Annotated in this window: 14 protein-coding genes and 1 riboswitch; of the genes, 10 read left to right on the top strand and 4 right to left on the bottom strand. The window is 75.2% G+C overall.

Features of this window, described 5'->3' with window-relative positions:
• Positions 1-33 precede the first annotated feature (33 nt).
• The 7 genes from ACIPAE_RS17315 (at position 34) to ACIPAE_RS17285 (ending at position 11,250) form a co-directional block, all read left to right on the top strand.
• A complete protein-coding gene (locus tag ACIPAE_RS17315; RefSeq protein ID WP_402445895.1) occupies positions 34-1,035 on the top strand; it encodes an LLM class flavin-dependent oxidoreductase in 1,002 nt (333 codons plus the stop codon).
• A gap of 126 nt (positions 1,036-1,161) precedes the next feature.
• A complete protein-coding gene (locus tag ACIPAE_RS17310; protein WP_402445892.1) occupies positions 1,162-2,244 on the top strand; it encodes an inositol-3-phosphate synthase in 1,083 nt (360 codons plus the stop codon).
• Between the two features lie 245 nt (positions 2,245-2,489).
• Positions 2,490-3,809, top strand: coding sequence for a D-alanyl-D-alanine carboxypeptidase family protein (locus ACIPAE_RS17305; RefSeq protein ID WP_402445889.1), 1,320 nt, complete (start codon positions 2,490-2,492; stop codon positions 3,807-3,809).
• 113 nt (positions 3,810-3,922) lie between these two features.
• Positions 3,923-6,028: a restriction endonuclease gene (locus tag ACIPAE_RS17300; protein WP_329371763.1), complete on the top strand. Its 2,106-nt coding sequence runs from the start codon at positions 3,923-3,925 to the stop codon at positions 6,026-6,028.
• Positions 6,029-6,300: 272 nt separating this feature from the next.
• Positions 6,301-7,449, top strand: a complete 1,149-nt coding sequence (gene rho / locus ACIPAE_RS17295) for a transcription termination factor Rho (protein ID WP_329371761.1) — start codon at positions 6,301-6,303, stop codon at positions 7,447-7,449.
• Between the two features lie 116 nt (positions 7,450-7,565).
• On the top strand, positions 7,566-8,423 hold the full coding sequence (locus ACIPAE_RS17290; protein ID WP_402445886.1) for a phytanoyl-CoA dioxygenase family protein: 858 nt from the start codon (positions 7,566-7,568) through the stop codon (positions 8,421-8,423).
• Between the two features lie 10 nt (positions 8,424-8,433).
• Positions 8,434-11,250, top strand: coding sequence for an AAA family ATPase (locus ACIPAE_RS17285; RefSeq protein WP_402445883.1), 2,817 nt, complete (start codon positions 8,434-8,436; stop codon positions 11,248-11,250).
• A gap of 96 nt (positions 11,251-11,346) precedes the next feature.
• Here ACIPAE_RS17285 and ACIPAE_RS17280 read toward each other — a convergent pair whose 3' ends face one another.
• The 3 genes from ACIPAE_RS17280 to ACIPAE_RS17270 form a co-directional block, all read right to left on the bottom strand.
• On the bottom strand, positions 11,347-12,153 hold the full coding sequence (locus ACIPAE_RS17280) for a LysM peptidoglycan-binding domain-containing M23 family metallopeptidase (RefSeq protein WP_402445881.1): 807 nt from the start codon (positions 12,151-12,153) through the stop codon (positions 11,347-11,349).
• Positions 12,154-12,158: 5 nt separating this feature from the next.
• A riboswitch (cyclic di-AMP (ydaO/yuaA leader) is annotated at positions 12,159-12,279 on the bottom strand.
• A 426-nt stretch (positions 12,280-12,705) separates the two neighbouring features.
• Complete coding sequence (locus ACIPAE_RS17275) at positions 12,706-13,722, bottom strand: GNAT family N-acetyltransferase (protein WP_366413946.1); 1,017 nt, start codon at positions 13,720-13,722, stop codon at positions 12,706-12,708.
• Between the two features lie 205 nt (positions 13,723-13,927).
• Positions 13,928-14,554, bottom strand: coding sequence for a uridine kinase (locus ACIPAE_RS17270; RefSeq protein ID WP_402445877.1), 627 nt, complete (start codon positions 14,552-14,554; stop codon positions 13,928-13,930).
• 316 nt (positions 14,555-14,870) lie between these two features.
• On the opposite strand from ACIPAE_RS17270, the gene ACIPAE_RS17265 reads away from it, so the two are divergent.
• Both ACIPAE_RS17265 and ACIPAE_RS17260 read left to right on the top strand, forming a co-directional pair.
• Positions 14,871-15,065, top strand: a complete 195-nt coding sequence (locus tag ACIPAE_RS17265) for a hypothetical protein (protein ID WP_103887705.1) — start codon at positions 14,871-14,873, stop codon at positions 15,063-15,065.
• A gap of 268 nt (positions 15,066-15,333) precedes the next feature.
• The gene (locus tag ACIPAE_RS17260) at positions 15,334-16,974 is read left to right on the top strand and encodes a hypothetical protein (RefSeq protein WP_329371748.1); all 1,641 of its coding nucleotides are present in this window, start codon (positions 15,334-15,336) and stop codon (positions 16,972-16,974) included.
• 571 nt (positions 16,975-17,545) lie between these two features.
• Here ACIPAE_RS17260 and ACIPAE_RS17255 read toward each other — a convergent pair.
• A complete protein-coding gene (locus ACIPAE_RS17255; RefSeq protein ID WP_329371746.1) occupies positions 17,546-19,057 on the bottom strand; it encodes a PLP-dependent aminotransferase family protein in 1,512 nt (503 codons plus the stop codon).
• A 64-nt stretch (positions 19,058-19,121) separates the two neighbouring features.
• Here ACIPAE_RS17255 and ACIPAE_RS17250 point away from each other — a divergent pair, with 64 nt between their 5' ends.
• Positions 19,122-19,865 (top strand): YitT family protein, encoded by a 744-nt coding sequence (locus ACIPAE_RS17250; protein ID WP_402445872.1) that lies wholly within the window; start codon positions 19,122-19,124, stop codon positions 19,863-19,865.
• Positions 19,866-19,870: the final 5 nt, after the last annotated feature.

Genomic DNA, 19,870 nt, shown 5'->3' with positions numbered 1-19,870 from the left:
ACTAGCCGGCGCATCCGGGGCGTTGTAGGCCAAGTGACTTCTTCGCTGCGCGACACGCCGTTCTCCGTCCTGGACCGGTCCCGTACCCGCGAGGGCGAGGACCCGCCTCGGGCGCTGCGCGAGACCGTCGGCTTCGCGCGGCAGGCGGAGGCGCTGGGTTACCACCGGTTCTGGGTCTCGGAGCACCACAGCGTGCCGGGGGTGGCCGGTTCCGCGCCCACCGTGCTCGCGGCCGCCGTGGCCTCGGCGACCTCGCGGATCAGGGTCGGCACCGGCGGGGTGATGCTGCCCAACCACCGGCCGCTGGTGGTCGCCGAGCAGTTCGGCGTGCTGGAGTCGCTCTTCCCCGGGCGGATCGACATGGGCCTGGGCCGCTCGGTCGGTTTCACCGGCGGCGTACGCAAGGCGCTCGGCCACGGCAAGGAGGCCGCCGAGGGCTTCGACGAGCAGATCGGCGAGCTGCTCGGCTGGTTCGACGGCACCCAGCGCGCGTATCCGCAAGTGCACGCCTGGCCCGCCGAAGGGCTGCGCCCGGCGCCGTTCCTGCTCGCCACCGGCAGCGGCGCCGACCTCGCCGCCGCGCACGGCCTGCCGCTGGTGATCGGCGGGATACGCGGCGAGGACGCGATGCTGCGGGCGGTGGACCGCTACCGCGCCGCGTTCCGCCCCTCCCCGTGGGCCGCCGCGCCGTACGTGGTGCTCTCCGGCACCGTGGCGGTCGCCGCCACCGGGGAGCAGGCGCGCCGGCTGCTGGCCCCCGAGGCGTGGGCGACGGCGTACTCCCGCACGCACGGCGTCTTCCCGGCGCTGGCGCCGTACGCGTCGATCGCCGCGACCGCGATGGCCGGCGCGGAGCGGGACCGCTTCGAGGAGGCGATGGCCGGGCACATCCACGGCACCCCGCAGGACGTGGCGAAGTCCCTCGAATCGCTGCTGTCGCGCAGCGCCGCCGACGAGTTCCTGGTGACCACCAGCACCTACGACCGCGCCGAACTGCTGGAGTCCTACCGGCTGCTGGCCGACCTGCTGCACTGAGCCGGGCCCGAGCGTCCGGGAACGTCGCGAACCCCGCGAACCCGCAGGCCGGACACCCCCGCCCGTAGGATCGTACGGACGCGGTCCGCGCATCCGCCGGCCGCCGGGCACGGGAGGGGACCTCGGATGGGCACCGTACGGGTCGGCATCGTCGGCATCGGCAACTGCGCGTCGTCGCTGGTGCAGGGCGTGGAGTTCTACCGGGACGCCGAGCCGGGCGCGGTGGGGCTGACCCACCCGGTGTGCGCGGGGTACGCCGTCGGCGACGTGGAGTTCTCCGCGGCCTTCGACGTGCACACCGGGAAGACCGGCCGGGACCTGTCGGAGGCGATCTGGGCGGCGCCGAACAACTCGCGGGCGTTCGCGACGGTGCCGCACCTGGGCGTTCCGGTGACCGAGGGCCCGCTCGCCGACGGGGTGGGGCGCGGCAGCGCGGACCGGCTCGACGTGCGGGGCGAGGCGAGCCTGGACGACGTGGTGCGGCGACTGAAGGAGAGCGGCACGCACGTCCTGGTGAACTTCCTGCCGGTGGGCAGCCAGGCGGCGTCCGAGCTGTACGCGCGGGCGGCGCTGGAGGCCGGCTGCGCTTTCCTCAACTGCATCCCGTCGGTGGTGGCGCGCTCCCCGCAGTGGGCGGAGCGGTTCGCGGCTGCCGGGCTGCCGCTGGCCGGCGACGACCTCAAGAGCCAGTTCGGCGCGACGCTGATCCACCGCGCGCTGGTGGACGTGCTGCGGCGCAACGGCGTGGCGCTGCGCAGCACCTACCAGTTGCTGGGCGGCGGCAACATGGACTTCTGGAACATGCAGGACGCGGAGCGGATGGCCGACAAGAAGGCCACGAAGGCGCAGGGCATGTTCGCCGGCGGCACGGACGCGGCCGGAGCCGGGGCCGGGAAGGCGGACGGCGCCGAGCCGCAGGTCCACGTGGGAGCCGACTTCATCCCGTTCCTCGGCGACCGCAAGGTGGCCTTCATCCGCGTGGAGGCCGAGGCGTTCGGGGGCACCCCGCTCGACATCGACCTGCGGATGGAGGTCGACGACTCGCCGAGCGCGGCGGGGAACGTCCTGGACGCGGTGCGGTATCTCAAAGCCGCGCTGGACCGCGGGGTGGGCGGCGTGGTGGACGCTGTGGCGGCCTCGGTGATGAAGGCGGCGCCGGTACCGCTGGACGAGGCGGCGACCGCTCGGGGGCTGGCCGAACTGGGCTGAGCGGGCCGCGGTCCACCTGCCCGTACGCCGTCGCGGCGGCCGGTACGCGTCGCGCGGGCGGTGTCAGGTGGCCGGTACGCCGTCACGTGGGCGGTGTACCCGACGGCCGATCAGCGCGGTATGACTATCCGACATATGACGGTACGTCTGGTTGGCGGCGCCCGGGTCACTCGGAGGCGCCGCGGCCTCACCGGTATGGGCTGCACCACCGCGCAGGGGTTGCTCATCGTTCTTACGGTGATCATATGAACGACATCCGTCCTCTTCGCCACTCCGCTCGCCGCCGCACCACGCTGCCCGTCGCCCTGCCCGCCGCGCTGCCGGCCGCCGCGCTGGCCGCCGCGTGCTGCCTGACCGCGCTGACCGCCGCGCCCGCGGTGGCCGCGGCAGCCGCTCCGGCGGTGGCGCCCGCGTCCGGTGGGGGTCAGGGCTCCTCGGGCTCCGCCGCCGACACCTCCCAGACGGCCGTGGACCGGACGCTGCTCGCCGAGCCCGGCGTGCACGTGCTGCCCCGCTCGGGCGCCCCCGAACTGCCGTCCGGCCTGTCCGCGCTGTCCTGGACGGTGTCCGACGCCCGCACCGGCCAGGTGCTGGCCGCGAAGAACGCGCACCGGCAGCTGCCGCCCGCCTCCACCCTCAAGACGCTCTTCGCCGACACGGTGCTGCCGCGCTTCCCCGGCGACCTCAAGCACAAGGTCAAGGACTCCGACCTGGCCGGCCTGGGCGACGGCAGCAGCCTGGTCGGGGTGCAGCCCGGCCAGACCTACACCGTCGCCGACCTGTGGCGCGGCGTCTTCCTCGCCTCCGGCAACGACGCCGTGCACGTGCTGGCGAACATGAACGGCTCGGTCGCGAAGACCGTCGCCGAGATGCAGGCCAAGGCGCGGATGCTGGGCGCGGACGACACCCATGTGGTCACCCCGGACGGCTACGACGAGCCGGGGCAGGTCTCCTCCGCCTACGACCTGGCGGTGTTCGCCCGGGCCGGGCTGGACAACCCGGACTTCGCGCAGTACGCCTCGACGAAGGACTCCGAGTTCCCCGGCGGCTACGACGCGCACGGCTCGTACGTGGCGTCCTTCGGCATCGAGAACACCAACCGGCTGCTGACCGGCGAGAAGGGCGTCACCGCCTACCCGGGCCTGGTCGGCGTGAAGAACGGCTACACCACCAACGCGGGCAACACCCTGGTCGCCGCGGCCCGCAAGAACGGCCGCACCATCATCGTGTCGGTGATGAACCCGCAGTCCGGCGCGACCAACGCCGTCTACACCGAGGCGACGAAGCTGCTCGACTGGGGCTTCTCGGCGGCGGACCACACCACGTCGGTGGGCACGCTGAACGCCGCGGCGCCCGAGCGGCCGGCCGACGCGGGCACCGCACCGGACTCCGCGCGGGCCGGGCGCGGCACGGCGCAGGCCCCCGAGGAGGCGCACGCCGCCCCGGTGGCGTCGCGTTCCGCGGTGGCCTCGCCGACGGCCTGGGCGGTCGGCGGCGCGCTGGTGCTGCTCGCCGCCGCGTCGGTGGTCGTGCTGCGGCGCCGAGCAGCCGCGAAGAACCGGTAAAGCTCCTGGCAGAGGGGTACGCTCGGTGATCGGGCGGTCGAGCCGGGCGGTGGGCGCGAGTCGGCGGCCGCCCGTGCGCTGACGCGCGCCGCCGGAGGGGGAGCTGTAGCCGCATGAGCCGTCGTTCGACCGGGTTGGTGTCCACGTGGGCCGAGATCCAGCGCCAGCAGCAGCGGCAGACGGAGGCTCAGCACCGGGCCCGGGAGCAGCAGCGGCGCGAGGCCGAACGGCGGCAGCGGGCCGCGGAACGCGCGCTGGCCCGCTCGCAGAAGGAGCAGCAGGCGGCCTACCGGCGCCGCCGCGAGGACGACGCCCGCCGGCGCACCGAGGAACTGGAGCGCCGCAGCGAGGAGTTGGCGGGGCTGCTGCGGGCGGGCTGCGCGGCGCCGGTCTTCTCGCCCGAAGCGCTGGTGCTCCCCGAGGAGTTGGAGCCGTTCGCGCCGGGCCCGCTGGCGGTGCCGGTGGCCATGCCGCGGCTGGAGAGCTACGCCCCCGCGCACCGCTCGGCGTGGGGCCTGGGCCGCCAGGACCGGCAGGTGCGCGAACGGTACGAGCACGACCTGGGGGTGGCGCGGGCCGCGGAGACCCAGCGGCAGCACCAACTCGCCGACTACCAGGAGCGGTACCGGCGCTGGGCGGAGCAGCGGCTGGCCGAGATACGCCGGCACAACGCGGGGGTGCGCGACTCGCTGGAGCGGCTGCGCGGCGGCGAACCGGACGCGGTGGAGGAGTACTTGACGGGGGCGCTGTACTCGTCGCGGGCGTGGCCGGAGGGGTTGCCGCGGCAGGTGTCGGCGACTTTCGAGGCGCCCGAGCGGCAGTTGGTGCTGAACTGGGAGCTGCCGGCGTTCTCGGTGGTGCCGGAGGCGGCGCTGGTGCGGTACATGCCGAGCGTGGATCGGGACAAGGAGGTGGCGCGGCCGGTCACCGAACGGCGGGCCGCCTACCGGGACCTGCTCGCGCAGTGCCTGCTGCTGGTGCTGCGCGAGGTGTTCGGCGCGGACTCCTTCGGCCTGCTCGGCTCGGTGGTGCTCAACGGCTTCGTGGACGACACCGATCCCGCGACCGGGCACCGTACGCCGGTGTTCCTGGCCACCGCGATGGTCTCCCGGGCGGACTTCGACGCCGTGAACCTCGTGCAGGTCAACGCGGTGGACTGCCTGGTCGACGGTCTGGGCGGGCAGTTGTCGGCGCGGCCGGACCGCAGGGCGGCGGTGGTGCCGGTGCGGCAGCCGGGCGAGGCGGGCCGCGGGGTGGTCACGCACGGCGGCGGCGAGGAGCCGGACCTGCTGACGATGGACCCGCTGGAGTTCGAGGAGCTGGTCGCGGAGCTGTTCCGGGCGATGGGCATGAGCGCGGTCACCACGGTGCGGTCCGGCGACGGCGGGGTGGACGTGGACGCGCTGGACCCGGACCCGATCCGCGGCGGCAAGATCGTGGTGCAGGTCAAGCGGTACCGCAACACCGTCACGCCCAGCGCCGTACGCGACCTGTACGGGACCGTGCAGTCGCTCGGCGCCAACAAGGGCGTGCTGATCACCACTTCGGGCTTCGGCCCGACCTCGCACGCCTTCGCCAACGGCAAGCCGCTGACGCTGGTGTCGGGTACGGACCTGGTGGAGCTGCTGCACCAGCACGGCCTGGGCGGGCGGTTGGGCGGCGGGCCGGCCGCGCGTGCGAGCGAGGGAACGCCGACTGCCGGGCAGGGGCTCGGACTTGACGACGAACCGGACGCGAGCGTGCTGGGCATGTGGTGGGCCGGGGAGGTGGCGCTGGACGTGTGCGCGCTGGTGTGCGCGGGCGGCCGGGTGCTCGGCGACGACCACTTCGTCTTCTACAACAACCCCCGCACCCCGGACGGCAGCGTGCGGATGATGCCGGGCCTGGGCGGCGACAAGGCGGCGATCTGGGTGAGCTTCGACCGGCTGCCGGCCACCGCCGACCGGGTGGTGCTGGTCGCCGCGATCGACCCCGAGGTCAATCCGGACGCCGATCTGGCCGGGTTCACCGACGCCCGGATACGCCTGACCGACCCGGAGGGCAGCGAGGCGGACCGGCTGGACGTCTCCGACGGCCGCCCGGGCGAGACCGCCCTGGTGCTGGGCTCCTTCCGCAGGCGGTCCGGCGACGACTGGACCTTCGTGCCCGGCGGCAAGGGCTACCAGGGCCCCGGCGGCCTGGTCGAGCTGGTGCAGGAGCACGGCATCGAGGTGGAGTAGCGCGACCGCGGATCGGAGTGTGCTACAGTCACCGTAGGGACTTATAGGTCCGCGCCCTTCTGATGGCGCCTCGTCCCTCTCTCTCCCCTCGGTTTTTCACCGAGCGTGATCTGTTCTCCGATCGACACGGCGACGGCCGATCCTCGTCCTCGCCCGACTTCCCGCGGTACCCGGAGCGTGCATCCCTCCGCTCGGGCCGCAACTCCCTCACGCCCTACGGCGGCGTACGGCGCCGCCCGTCTGATCCATCCGTCCGCGAAAGGACGACATCCATGACCGACATTCTCGAACGCCCGCTGAACCGGCAGGAGTTGCCGCAGCGGGTGACCGGCGTGCTCGACACCGAGCGCGGCGGACAGGCCCGGCTGCGCGGCCCCGGCCTGCTCCCCTCCCCCGACGACCCGGCCGTGCCGCAGGCGCTGGTCCGCCGGGCCGGGCTGCGCAGGGGCGACCTGGTCGAGGGCACCGCCGGCAAGCCCGGCACCCTCGCCGACGTGCGGTCCGTCAACGGGCGGCCGCCGGCCACCCCGCGCCCCCACTTCGGCGACCTCACACCGCTGCACCCCAACGAGCCCCTGCGGCTGGAGAGTTCCGCGCTCAAGGGCTCCTCGGCCGCCGCCGGACGGGTCATCGACCTGATGGCGCCGATCGGCAAGGGCCAGCGCGCCCTGATCGTGGCCCCGCCCAAGGCCGGCAAGACCGTGCTGCTGCAGGGCATCGCCGCCGCGGTCGCCACCAACCACCCCGAGGCGCACCTGATGGTGCTGCTCGTGGACGAACGCCCCGAGGAGGTCACCGACATGCGGGCGAGCGTCCGCGGCGAGGTGATCTCCTCGACCTTCGACCAGCCCGCCCGGCAGCACATCCAGGTCGCCGAGCTCGCGATCGAGCGGGCGAAGCGGATGGTCGAGCAGGGCCGCGACGTGGTGATCCTGCTCGACTCCCTGACCCGGCTGTGCCGCGCCCACAACAACAACGGCGCCGGCAGCGGCCGCACGCTCTCCGGCGGCGTGGACGCCGCCGCCCTGCTCGGCCCCAAGCGGCTGTTCGGCGCGGCCCGGCTGGCCGAGGAGGGCGGTTCCCTGACGATCCTCGCGACCGCCCTGGTCGACACCGGTTCGCGCGCCGACGACTTCTACTACGAGGAACTCAAGAGCACCGGCAACATGGAGTTGCACCTCGACCGCTTCCTCGCCGAACGCCGGGTCTTCCCGGCGATCGACATCACCACCTCGGGCACCCGGCGCGAGGAACTGCTCGTCCCCGCCGACGAGTTGGCGGTCCGCTACCACCTGCGCCGCGCGCTCGTGAACCGCGACCCGCACGGCGCCACCGAGGTCCTCCTCGCCCGCCTGCGCGAGACCGCCACGAACGCGGACTTCCTCCGCAACGCCCGCGCCACCGTGCCCGGCGCCTCCTGACGCCCCGGAGCCTCACCACGCCCCCCGGCGCCTCGTCGGACCCCAGGCACCCCGGCGCCCGGGGGCACCGCGGAAAATCGGGTGCCTCCGGCGCCGGGAACCGGCAGGATCGCCGGATGACCGACAGGGAACCGACGGGCCGAATCCTCCCGGGCCGGCTCCTTCCGGGCCACTTTCTTCGGAACCGCTTCCTCCGGGACGGCTTCGTGAAGGTGGAAGGCGCGTTCGCGAGGAGCACCGCACAGGAGTGCGCGGCCCTGCTGTGGGAGCAGACCGGGTGCGACCCGGACGACCCGGCCACCTGGACCGAACCGGTGCACTGGGTCGGTGGCATGGCGCAGGCTCCCTTCACGGAGGCGGCCAACACCCCGGTGCTGCATGCCGCGTTCGACCTGCTGGTGGGTGCGGGCCGGTGGGCGCCGCGCTCCGGGCTCGGCTCCTTTCCACTGCGCTTCCCGCACCCGGTGGAGCCCGACGACGCGGGCTGGCACATCGATGCCAGCTTCCTGCCGCCGGGCGCGCGGCAGTACCGCGTCAACACGCGCTCCGAGGGCCGGGCGCTGCTGATGCTCTTCCTGTTCACGGACGTGGCGGAGGCCGACGCGCCCACCCGCATCCGGATCGGCTCGCACCTGGACGTGCCGCCGGTGCTGCGGCCGTACGGCGAGGAGGGCACGTCGATCTTCACCGTCGCGAAGGAGGTGGACGAGGCGAGCGCCCATCGCCCGCTCGCCCTGGCGACGGGACAGGCCGGGGACGTGTACCTGTGCCACCCCTTCCTGGTGCACGCGGCGCAGCCGCACCACGGCAGCCGGCCCCGTTTCCTGGCGCAGCCGCCGCTGCATCCGGCCGAGCCGCTGCGGCTGGAGCGGCCGGACGGGGCGTACTCCCCGGTCGAGCTGGCCATCCGCGCCGGCCTGGCCGCGCCGCCGCGGGAAGCCCCGACGCTCGGCCCGGCGCCGGGCATCGGTTAGCGTGCACCGCATGCTGCATGGACGGGGAGCCGAAGCGGACACGGTCGAGGCGCTGCTGGACGGGGCGCGGGCGGGCCGCAGCGGGGTGCTGGTGGTGCGCGGGGACGCCGGGATCGGCAAGACCGCGCTGCTGGCGCACGCGGTGGAGTGCGCACGCGCGGCGGATTTCACGGTGGTGCGCAGCTCGGGCGTCGAGTTCGAGGCCGAACTGCCTTACGCCGGTCTTGAGTTGCTGCTGCGCAAGGCGATGGGCGCGATCGGGTCGGTGCCGGAGCCGCAACAGCGGGCGCTGCGTGCGGCGTTCGGGCTGACCGCGGGGAATGCGGGCGAGCCGATGTTCGTCGGTCTCGCGGTGCTGTCGCTGCTGTCGGGGCACGCGGGCGACGGGCCGCTGCTGTGTGTCGTCGACGACGCGCAGTGGCTGGACCGGGCGTCCGCCAACGCGCTGGCGTTCGCGGCCAGGCGGCTGGACGCGGAGGGCGTGGTGATGCTCTTCGCGGCCCGCGACGGCGAGGGGGCGTTCGTCGCGCCGGGGCTGCCCGAGCTGCGGCTGGGCGGGCTCGACGCGACGGCGGCCGGCACGCTGCTGGCCGAGCGCGGCGCCGGGCTGGGCACGGCCGTGCGGCGCAGGGTGCTGGCCGAGGCGCAGGGCAACCCGCTGGCCCTGCTGGAGCTGCCGCTCGCGCTGGACCCGGCCGGCGGAGCCGACGGCTCCGGCGCGGCCGGCGCGGCGGGTCCCGGCGGGGACCTCGGGCCCGACCCGCTGCCGCTGACCAGCAGGCTGGAGGCCGCCTTCCACGGCCGGGTCGCCGACCTGCCGCGCGGTACGCAGACGCTGCTGCTGATCGCCGCCGCCGACCACACCGGCCACCCGGACACCCTGCTCGCCGCCGCCACCGCGCTCGGCGTCGGCGTGGACGACCTGCCGCCCGCGCAGGACGCGGGGCTCGTCCTGGTCGACGAGGAGGACCGGCTGCGGTTCCGCCATCCCCTGATGCGGGCCGCGATCCACCAGCGGGCCCCGCTGCCGGAGCGGCTGGCCGCCCACCGGGCGCTGGCCGAGGCGGCCGACCCGGTGCACGACCCGGACCACCGCGCCTGGCACCTGGCGATGGCCGCGACCGGCCCGGACGAGGAGGTGGCCGCCGCCCTGGAGGCCACCGCGGCGCGGGCCCGCCGGCGCAGCGGCCACTCCGCCGCGTCGGTCGCCTACGAGCGCGCCGCCCGGCTGAGTACCGACTCGACCGCCCGCGCCGACCGCCTGCTGCTGGCCGCCGAGGCCGCCTCGGAGGCCGGCGAGCTGCCCCGGGCCCGGGACTTCGCCGAGCAGGCCGCCCGCGTGGCGGCTCCGGTCCTCTCCCCCGGCTCCGCGGCGGAGGCGGTGATACGCGCCAGGACGCTGTACGTACGGGCGCTCGCCGACTTCTGGCAGGGCGCCTTCCCCGGCGCGCACCGGATGCTGCTGGTGGGCGCCGACGCGGTGGCCGCGGTGGACCCGGAACGGGCCGGGCGGATGCTGGTGCAGGCGGTGCACACCGCGTGGTACCTGGGCGCCGCCGAGGTCGAGGAGACCGTAGGGCGGCTGGCGGCACTGGAGTTGCCCCGGGACGCGGCGATCCGCCCGGTCGCGGACTTCTTCGCCGGCGCGCTGGGGGTACCGGGCCCTGCCTCCGCCTCCGCCCCGCCGACGCCGGAGGAGCTGCTGCCGGCCGCGGCCGCGGTGCGGGCCGCCAATGGCGGCGACGCCGACCCCCGCGAGCTGGTGATGCTCTGCGCGGCCGGCATGCTGCGCGGGCAGGACGATCAGACGTACGAACTCGCCGCCCAGCTGGCGACCGAGAGCCGGGACAGCGGCGGGGTGGGGCGGCTGGCCACGGTGCTGTTCTTCCGGGCCGAGGTGGAGGTGTTCGAGTCGCGGATCGCCGAGGCGTACGCCACCGCGGCCGAGGGGCTGCGGATCGCCCGGGACACCCAGCAGGCGCAGTGGGTCAGCCAGTTGAGCGGTGCGCTGGCGCAGGTGGCCGCGCTGCGGGGCGACGAGGAGGAGTGCCGCGCCCACGTCGCCGAGGCGCTGGCGGCCGCACCGGGCGCGCCGACCGCGCCGGGTGCCGGATGGGCGTACTGGTCGCAGGGCCTGCTCGACCTCGGCCTGGGCCGGGCCGGATCGGCCCTGGAGCGGCTGGAGTTGCTCACCGAGCCGCTGCTGCGGCACCACATCTGCACCACCCGCAGCGTGCCGGACCTGGTGGAGGCGGCGGTCCGCCTCGGCGAACCCGGGCGCGCGGCCGAGCCGTTCGCCCGGTTCGAGCGGTGGGCGCAACGCACGGGGCAGGACTGGGCGGAGGCCATGGTGGCCCGCTGCCGGGCACTGCTGGCCCCCGACGAGCAGGCGGAGGCGTACTTCACGGCGGCGCTGGCCGCGCACGACCCGCACCGGCGCGCGCTGGAGGCGGCCCGCACCGAGCTGCTGTACGGGGAGTGGCTGCGGCGGGCCCGGCGCAGAAGCGAGGCGGCCGGGCGGCTGCGGTCCGCGCTGGAGGTCTTCGAACGGCTCGGCGCCCGCCCGTGGGCGGAGCGGGCCCGCGGCGAACTCGGTGCCTCCGGCGCGCTGGTGACGGTGCATCAGGAGACGCGGTCGCTCGCCGAGCAGGCGGGGCTCACCCCGCAGGAGGGGCAGATCGTCCGGCTGGCCGCGCACGGCCTGTCGAACAAGGACATCGCCGCACGGCTGTTCCTCAGCCCGCGCACGGTCGGCTACCACCTGTACAAGGCGTACCCGAAGCTGGGCGTCGCCTCGCGCGGCGAACTATCCGGGCTGCTGGCCTGAGTTCGGCCCGCCCGGCCCGAACGCGCGGACGGGCCCGCCCGGTTGCCAGAACCGGGCGGGCCCGCCGATCGCGGCCGTGCGACCGCGGTGCCGGTGTCAGATGACGACGCCGTGGCTGCCCAGGTAGGCGACCGGGTCGATGTCCGAGCCGTAGCTCGGCGTGGTGCGCACCTCGAAGTGCAGGTGCGGCCCGGTGACGTTGCCGGTCGCGCCCGAGATGCCGATCTGCTGGCCCTCGGTGACGGTCTGGCCGGCCGAGACCAGCGCCTGCGACAGGTGGCCGTACAGGGTGTACTTGCCGTCGGCGTGGCGGACGATCACGTCGTTGCCGTACGCGCCGTCCCAGCCGGCCGACACGACGGTGCCCGCGGCGACGACGTGCACCGGGGTGCCGGAGCCGACGAGGAAGTCGACGCCGGTGTGCGAGCCGCTGGACCACAGCGAGCCCGACGCCTTGTAGCCGGTGCCGATGGCGGCGTCGCCGACCGGCTTCATCCAGCCGGCGCCGGCGGTGGTCGTGGCGGCGGCGGTGGACGCGGTGGCGGTCTTCGCCGCGGTCTTCGCCTGCGGCGCGGCCTTCGCGGCGTCGAGGGTCAGTACGGTGCCGGGGCGGATCAGGCCGGGGTTCGCCCCGATGACGGCCTTGTTGTCCTGGTAGAGCTGCTGCCAGCCGCCGGTGACGTGCTGCGCGCTGGCGATCTTGATCAGGGTGTCGCCCGTGACGACCTTGTACGTGGCCGAGGCGGCGGTCGCGCTCTTCGCCGGGGTGGCCGCGCCCGCGCCGGTCGCGGCGACCAGCGGCAGCACGAGTGCGGCGCCGCCGGCGCCGGCGGCCACGTAGAGGCGGGTGAGACGGCGGCCGTTGCGGACCTTGGGCTTGCGGTGCCGGCTGTGTGCGGGCATGGGGGATGTCCTCTCCTACGCCTGCGAGGTGAGCTGTCGGGTTCGGGCAGGAGATGCCCGGCCGCGGATGCGGCTTCACCCCGAGCCGCCCGGGTGCGCCCGCCGGCGGTGCGGCGGTCGACTCGGGCGGCGGCTTACCTGGTTCCCCCGCTCCTGCCATGTCGGTGTTCGGGTGATCCGCGTAGCGGGCGGTGGCAGGACTCGGCGGTCCGCCCGGCGGAGGGGAAGCGGGTTGCCCCGCACGAGACGGAACGTAGGGGACGCCGCTCCACCCGGGCAAACGGCCCTTCCCCACCCCCGGGCACCCCCGTCACCGTATGTGCCCGCGCTCCCGGATGTCCGTTATGCCGCCCTTACTTCAGGTGTGCCACCCGCCACCGTCCATCACGGTGCGCCGGTCGCGCTGACTCGGCGTATCACGGCCGACCGCGGACCGTACTCATCCGGTGATCCCGCTCACACGTTTCCGAATTGCCCTGATTCGTACGGTTCTTGGGTGCGCTCCCTTAGCGGAAGGAGCCGCACCTCCGCAGGGGCACCCCGGGGGGAACCTCAGAACGTGCCGGGGGCGCCGATGAGGCGATGGTCGAGGGTGCGGGAGAGCCGGTAGGCGACCGGGCGGAAGCCGATCGCGGGGAAGTGCCCGGCGGCGTGCGGCGACGCGGACGGCCACTGCGCCGACATGTAGCGATGCCCGGCGTCGTACGCCCAGGCGAGCGCGGTCGCGAGGAGCACCCGGCTGATCCCCTCCCCACGGAAGGCGGGCTCGACGTACGCCTCGACGAGTTCGACGCAGGCCGCCGGGACGACCGGGTCCGGCTGCGCGGGCACCAGCAGCACCATGCCGATCTCCTCGCCGCGCCGGGAGGCGATCCACGCACCGCAGCGGGAGTCCGAGAGCGCACCGGCGTAGTGCACGCGCAGCGCCGCGAGCGCGGCTTCCGGCTGCGGCTGGAAGGTGGCGGTGCCGCGCTGCCGCCGGGCGGACTCCGCGGCCATCCGGCCGATCTGCGGCAGGTCGCCGGGCCCGGCCCGGCGGATGGCCAGTCCCTCGACCCCGCGCGGCTGCCGCCCGCGGGCCTTGACCGCCATCAGCCCGTGCACCCGCTCCCGGCCGAAGCCGAGGTCGGACCACGGCGTGGTGCCGACCTCGCCGGCCGGCACGTCGACGTAGTGCACCAACCGCCGCTCGGCGACGAGCCGATCGGCGACCCGTACGTACAGCGCGCGCAGCACCTCGCTCTCGCGGCCGGAGGGGAGCGCGTGGCCGCCGTGCGGGACGAGCGCGGAGCGCGGGTGGCTGCGCAGGGCGGCGGGGTCGTCGGGGGCGAGGTCGAGCGGTATCGCCGCGAGGTGACCGATCAGGCCGCCCTCGCCGTCGAGGGCGCGGACCGCCTCGATGCCGGGCACCTGGTGGAGCTTGCCGAGCAGTTCCTCGCCGCGCACCGGACCGTCCGCGAGCCAGGACCGCTGCGACGGAGGGCGCCGGGCCCGGGCGAACCAGCGGTCGTACCGCTGGACGGCAAGAGGTATGTGCTCGGTGGTCAGCGGCGCGGTGGCGACAGTCATGGTGCTCGTGGACGCTAGTGGTGGGCGCCGTCCCAGGGCAAGGCGGGTCCGGCCGGGGCCGGGGACAGGTCGGGACGGGTGCCGCCAACCGCGCGAAACGCCGTGCCCGGCAGGGGCGTTCGGCCGCCGCCGGCGCCCACCGGGCGAGGCGCCGAGGGCACGCCAGCGACCGCCGACCCGATGGCTCGGGCTTGCCGTCGCCGCCTCACCCGGTCCACGCCGGATGCCGCGGGTCGTCCGCGCGCACCAGGACGTCCGCGGCCTCCTCGGGCAGCGCCTCGCGGGCGTACCGCTCGTACGCGGGCAGGGTCCACTGCTCCTGCGGCGGGGTGCGCCGGGCGAGCGCCGCCGGGGACAGCCGCAGATGGACCGTGAGGTCGAACGGCAGCCCCTGCCCGAGCAGCAGCGGCCCGTCGAGCAACAGGACGCCGCCGGGCGGGAGTTCGACGTAGTCGGCCCGGGTGGAGCGGTCCGTGCCGGGGTCGCGCAGCGAGGGCAGGGCGCGGCCGCTGCCGCCGGGGCCGAGCGGGTCGAGCACTTCGCGGCGCAGCGCCCCGGTGTCGAGCCAGAGCTGGTAGTACGCGTCGACGTCCTCGTGGCCGTACTCCAGTCGCAGCGAGGCGGGACGCCAGAACGACTCGGCGCCGACCCGCAGGACCGGTCGGCCGAGCGCGGGCAGCGCGGCGGCGACGGCATCGGCGAGGTCCGCGGGGCGGGCGGCGGGGGCGCCGTCCACCGCGACCCGCCACCACGGGCCGGGCGGGCGGCCGTCGGCGATCCGCTCGGCGAGGGCGTCGGCGAGTTTGGGCCAGGTGATGGGGATCGGCTGCACCCGGCCATCCTGCCGGAGCCGCCTCGGGCGTCACCCCGGCGGCTCGCCGTCACCCGATCGGACGAGGTGACGCGGCATCCGTACCGGGCGGCCCCGGCACGGGCGCCGGGACGGCCGGGAAGCGGGGAGGGCCGGAGGGAGCGGGCACATCCGGGCGGCGTTCCGGCCAGGGCCCGACGCACCTCGTACCCCTCCTCACTCCAGTGGTGGAAATCAGCTACAAATCACCCATTTGCCACCGAGCGCGATCTATTACTTTTTGTGAGCCTGGAAGAACTCACGGTGACCGTCCCCATCACCTCAGGAGAAGAGCCCCATGATCCTGTCCATCTCCGGCGTCGTGCTTCTCGGCGTCATCTGCTTCCTGTTCTTCCGCAAGGACGGCCTGAAGGTGTCCCACGGAGTGGTCTGCGCCCTCTTCGGGTTCTACCTCGCGGGCACCGCCATCGCCCCCAGCATCACCGCGGGTGGGGCGAGCCTGGCCAGCCTGATCGGCGGGCTCAAGATCTAGCGCCGTCCCCGACGGCCACTCCTGCCCCTCCCCCTCGGGCCCGGCAGCGGTCGATCCGCTCCCGGGCCCGTCGCCGTTCCGCTCCCCAGCCCTCGTTCCCGAGCACACCCGCGCACCCCGCACCCCCGCATCCCGCACCTCGCACCTCGCACCTGATCTCCCCGTGCTTCCCCCCAGCCGCGTTCCCCGCAGCTCTCCGCGCGTGTCCCCCCGCGCAGCGGCGTCCCCCATGCGCCGTCCCCCACCCGAACCACCCATGGAGCAACCCGTGGCCAGGCGTCCCCTTCCCAGCATCCTCAGCACCCGACCGGCGCTCGTCCGCGGCCGTGATCTGGCGCGCACCGCGGCCGACGGCGCCGGCGACGTGCTGCACCCCGTCATCACCATCGCCCGAGGCATGCGCAGGCAGGCGTCCTGGGCCGGCGGGTGGTGGGGCCGCACCCCGAAGGACCGGCGCGGACCGGCGCTGCTGCTGGCCGTCGCGGCGGTCGTGATCGTGGCGATGATGCCGTACGGGCCGATCCTCGGTGTCGCCGCGCTGGTCGCCTCGGCCGCGTGGATGGGCCGGGACCGCGCCGCCACCGCGCCGGCCGGGCCGACCGAGGCCGAGGGCGTACGCCTCCAGTCGCTCTACGAGGCGCTGGTGCCGTACCTGTCCGACGCGGGCGACCCGGCGCCGCTGTACGCGCACGACGGCGGCTGGGACCGGGCGTTCAGCTCGTACGAGTTCCAGGACGGCCGGCTGATGCGGCTGCACCTGCGCTATCCGGCGTACTTCACCGACGGCGAGGCGGACTCCCGCGCCCGGGTGGAGCAACTGCTGCATGCCAAGGCCGGGCGCGGCCGCGAGTACCGCTTCGACTGGAACGAGGAGGAGAACCACCTCACCCTCACCACCCTGCCGCCGCTGCCGACCGACATCGTCGCGCAGCGGTTCGTCACTTCCCCGGGTGAGACGGTGCTCGGCTTCACCGACACCGACACGGTGCAGCGGACCGTGCCGGTCGCGGTGCCGGCCGGCGAGGAGGGCGACGGCGACCAGCCGACCACCCGGGACGCGCCGCCGGTGGTGTGGCGCACCGGCGCCCGCTCCACCGAGCCGCACCTGCTGGCGCTCGGCCAGCCCGGCACCGGTACGACCAGCCTGCTGCGGTCGATCGCGCTCCAGGCGCTGGTGCACGGCGACGTGGTGGTGGTGGACGGCAGCGGCACCGGGGAGTACGCGTGCCTGGCCGGGCGGCCGGGCGTGCTCGCCGTCGAGGACGGACTGCTCGGGGCGTCGGCGACGCTGGAGTGGGCCGCGCACGAGACCGAGCGGCGGCTGATCGCGGTGAACCGGGCCCGGCAGGCGGGGAATCCGGTCGCCGAGGACGTACGGCGGCCGCTGTGGATCGTCGTCGACCGGCCGACCGCGCTCACCCAACTCGCGCTCGCCGAGGGGCGGCCCGACCCGCAGGCGCTGCTGGACGTCCCGCTGCGGCACGGGCGCACCGCGAACGTCGCGGTCGCGGTGGCCGATCAGCTCGACGCGACCGAGGCGCTGGCGCCCGTGGTGATCTCGCAGACCCGGGCCAGGGTGGTGCTCGGGCCGCTCGCACCCGAGCACGTGCAGGCCGTCCTCGGGGCGCCGCAACGCACCACCCCCGCGGGTGACGTGCCCCCCGGGCGCGGCTACGCCCGACTCGGCACCGGCCCCGTGCTCCGGCTCCAGGTGCCCGCCACGCCCGACCCCTTCGACGAGGAGGCCCCCGCCGCACACCGTTCCGCGGTCCTCGCCCTCCTCCCCTCCGACGGCGCCCCCCTCTCCACCCCGACCCCACCCGAACCCGAGCGGAACTCCACGCCCGAAACGGTCACCCTCCGCAAGGAAGCGGTTGTCCGCACGGTCGCCGACCTGGAGCTCGGCTAGCCCCTGCGGGCCCCTGCGGGGTGGCCGCCTCGCCTTTGTCTGACGGTGCGTCGTGGTTGGCCGCGCAGTTCCCCGCGCCCCCACGGCACCCCGCCGTCGGAGTTACGGCTCCTTGCCGCCTCACGGCCGGTGGCCGGCTGCGCGCGCAGTTCCCCGCGCCCCCACGGCACCCCACCATCGGACTTACGGCTCCTTGCCGCCTCACGGCCGGTGACTGGTTGCGCGCGCAGTTCCCCGCGCCCCCACGGCACCCCGCCATCGGACTTACGGCTCCTTGCCGCCTCACGGCCGGTGGCCGGTTGCGCGCGCAGTTCCCCGCGCCCCTGAGGGGGTTGCTCGCCGTCGTCGTCCGACGGCCCCCGGGCTCGGGCCACCGCGGAGGAAGCCGCACTTACCCAGGGGCGCGGGGAACTGCGCGACCAGCCGGCCACCGGGCCGGAGACGGACACGAACCGCCACCACGACGGCGGGCAACCGCAGGGGCGCGGGGAACTGCGCGCGCAACCGGCCACCGGCCGTCAGACGAAGGCGCGGCGGCCACCCCGCAGGGGCCCGCAGGGGCCCGCAGGGGCTACGCCACGAAGAGGCCGGTCGGGTCGCCGTCGGGGGCCGCGCCGGAGCGGACGAGTTCGGCGGCTTGGGCGAGGCGGGCCGCCGCCTCGTCGGCGGCGGGACCGCTGACGGTGAAAGGTATGCGGACGTAGGACTCGTAGGCGCCGTCGACCCCGAATCGGGGCCCCGCGGGCACGCGGACGCCGAGCCGTTCACCGGTGACGGCGAGGCGGGACCCGGAGACGTCACCGGTGCGCACCCACATCGTCATGCCGCCGTGCGGCACGCTGAAGTCCCACCCGGGCGTGTGCGCGCGCAACGCGGCCACCAGGTCGTCCCGGCACTCGCGGGCGCGGGCCCGGCGGGAGGCGAGCGCCTGCTCCCAGCCGCCGCCCCGCATCAGCCAGGCCACCGCGAGCTGGTCGACGACGGGAGACGCGAGGTCGAGGTAGGCGCGGGCGGAGACCAGCCGGCGCACCACGTCGGGCGTGGAGCGCACCCAGCCGATCCGCAGCCCGGCCCACACGCTCTTGCTCGCCGAGCCGACCGTCATCACGGTGCCGCCCCGGTCGAACGCGGCCAGCGGCCGCACCCCGGACTCCTCGCCGTCGAGGACCAGTTCGGCCATGGTCTCGTCGGCGACCACCGTGGCCCCCGCCACCCGGGCCGCCTCGACCAGCTCGCGCCGCTCGTCGTCGCCTACCAGCGTGCCGGTCGGATTGTGGAAGTCGGGCATCACGTAGACCATCCGGGGCGCGGCGTCCCGCATCACGCGGCGCCAGACGTCCATGTCCCAGCCGCCCAGCCGCTCCCGCAGCGCGACGGGCACCAGCCGGGAGCCGGTCTCGCGGAACAGCTCCAGCACGTTGGCGTAGCTGGGCGACTCCACGGCGACCCGCTCGCCGTACCCGACCGAGTGCCGGGCGGTCGCGCCGACCGCCCCCATCGCCCCGGTGGTCACCATGATCTGCTCGGGCATGGTCGGCACCCCGCGTGCGGTGTAGCGGTCCGCGATGGCCTCGCGCAGCACCGGCAGCCCGGCGGGGAAGTCGCCGTGGGTCGCGGCGTACGCGGGCAGCTCGGCGAGGGCGCCCTGCATGGCCCGGCTCAGCCACGGCTCGGGCGCGGGCAGCGCGGCGGTGCCGAGGTCGATCACGGACCCGGCGGCGTCCGGCGGCAGGGGTTCCAGGCTGCGGGAGGGCAGGATGTGGCCCTCGGGGATCGCGGTCCAGCTGCCGGCGCCGCGCCGGGAGCGCGCGAAGCCCTCGGCCCGCAGCGCCTCGTACGCGGCCGCGACGGTGGTCCGGCTCACCCCGAGCGCGAGTGCGAGTTCCCGCTCGGCGGGCAGCCGCGCGGCGACCTGGAGCCGCCCTTCCAGCACCAGCAGCCGCACCCCGTCGGCCAGCCCGCGGTACGCGGGCAGCTTCCGTCCGCCGTTCCCGGTACCGGCCCCGCTCCCGCCGGCCGCCGGCCGGGGGGTCAGAAGCCGGGCAAGGTGCGCGGCGCTCACCGTAGCGGTCCACTGAGGCATCGAACTCAGTCCACCTTTCCCGGATTGGCTGTGGAAGAAAGCCGTGTACAGGCCACAGAGTGGCATGCGCGTCCGTTCACACGCCAGGGGGGTACCCGTGCGCCGTCCACCCGTCCACCGCCTCGTCCGTCTCTACGCCGGGCTCGCGCTGTACGGCGCGAGCGACGCGCTGCTGGTCCGCGCCTCGCTCGGCCTGGACCCGTGGGACGTCTTCCACCAGGGGCTGTCGCGGCTGACCGGGATCAGCATCGGTCTGGTCTCCATTGTCGTCGGTGCCGCCGTTCTGCTCCTGTGGTGGCCGATGCGGCAGCGCCCGGGGCTCGGCACCGTGTCCAACGTGGTGCTCGTCGGCCTCACGCTCGACGCCACCTTGGCCCTGGTGCCGTATCACGCGGCGCTCGCGGTGCGGGTGCCACTGGTGGTGGGCGGGGTGCTGCTGAACGGCGCGGCCACCGGCCTGTACATCTCGGCCCGGTTCGGCCCCGGCCCCCGCGACGGCCTGATGACCGGCCTGCACCGCAGGACCGGCCGCTCGCTGCGGCTGATCCGTACCGGCATCGAGCTGACCGTGCTGGCGGCGGGCTTCGTACTCGGCGGCGGCGTGGGCGTCGGCACCGTGCTGTACGCCGTGTCGATCGGCCCGCTCGCCCAGTTCTTCCTGCGCCTGTTCGACACTCCCCCGGCCCGGTCCCAGGCCGGGCCCCCGGCCTCGTCCGCGGCCGGTTCCGAGCCGATCATGGCCGGTACGGACGGCTCTGCGGGCATTCGCCGGGAAGCGCCGGAACACCGGGTGGTGGACACGATTTAGCCCTG

Origin of the sequence: Streptomyces sp. NPDC087270 (genome assembly GCF_044744625.1) — a bacterium.
Taxonomy (GTDB): Bacteria; Actinomycetota; Actinomycetes; order Streptomycetales; family Streptomycetaceae; genus Actinacidiphila.
Note: the sequence above shows the minus strand (reverse complement) of the source record. Positions and strands in the feature narration are given on the sequence as shown.

Coding starts and splice junctions, on each gene's coding strand:
- ACIPAE_RS17285 (WP_402445883.1), top strand. CDS start 8,434: ATGCTGCATGGACGGGGAGCCGAAGCGGACACGGTCGAGGCGCTGCTG.
- ACIPAE_RS17300 (WP_329371763.1), top strand. CDS start 3,923: ATGAGCCGTCGTTCGACCGGGTTGGTGTCCACGTGGGCCGAGATCCAG.
- ACIPAE_RS17310 (WP_402445892.1), top strand. CDS start 1,162: ATGGGCACCGTACGGGTCGGCATCGTCGGCATCGGCAACTGCGCGTCG.
- ACIPAE_RS17250 (WP_402445872.1), top strand. CDS start 19,122: ATGCGCGTCCGTTCACACGCCAGGGGGGTACCCGTGCGCCGTCCACCC.
- ACIPAE_RS17265 (WP_103887705.1), top strand. CDS start 14,871: ATGATCCTGTCCATCTCCGGCGTCGTGCTTCTCGGCGTCATCTGCTTC.
- ACIPAE_RS17255 (WP_329371746.1), bottom strand. CDS start 19,057: ATGCCTCAGTGGACCGCTACGGTGAGCGCCGCGCACCTTGCCCGGCTT.
- ACIPAE_RS17280 (WP_402445881.1), bottom strand. CDS start 12,153: ATGCCCGCACACAGCCGGCACCGCAAGCCCAAGGTCCGCAACGGCCGC.
- ACIPAE_RS17305 (WP_402445889.1), top strand. CDS start 2,490: ATGAACGACATCCGTCCTCTTCGCCACTCCGCTCGCCGCCGCACCACG.
- ACIPAE_RS17290 (WP_402445886.1), top strand. CDS start 7,566: ATGACCGACAGGGAACCGACGGGCCGAATCCTCCCGGGCCGGCTCCTT.
- ACIPAE_RS17275 (WP_366413946.1), bottom strand. CDS start 13,722: ATGACTGTCGCCACCGCGCCGCTGACCACCGAGCACATACCTCTTGCC.
- rho (WP_329371761.1), top strand. CDS start 6,301: ATGACCGACATTCTCGAACGCCCGCTGAACCGGCAGGAGTTGCCGCAG.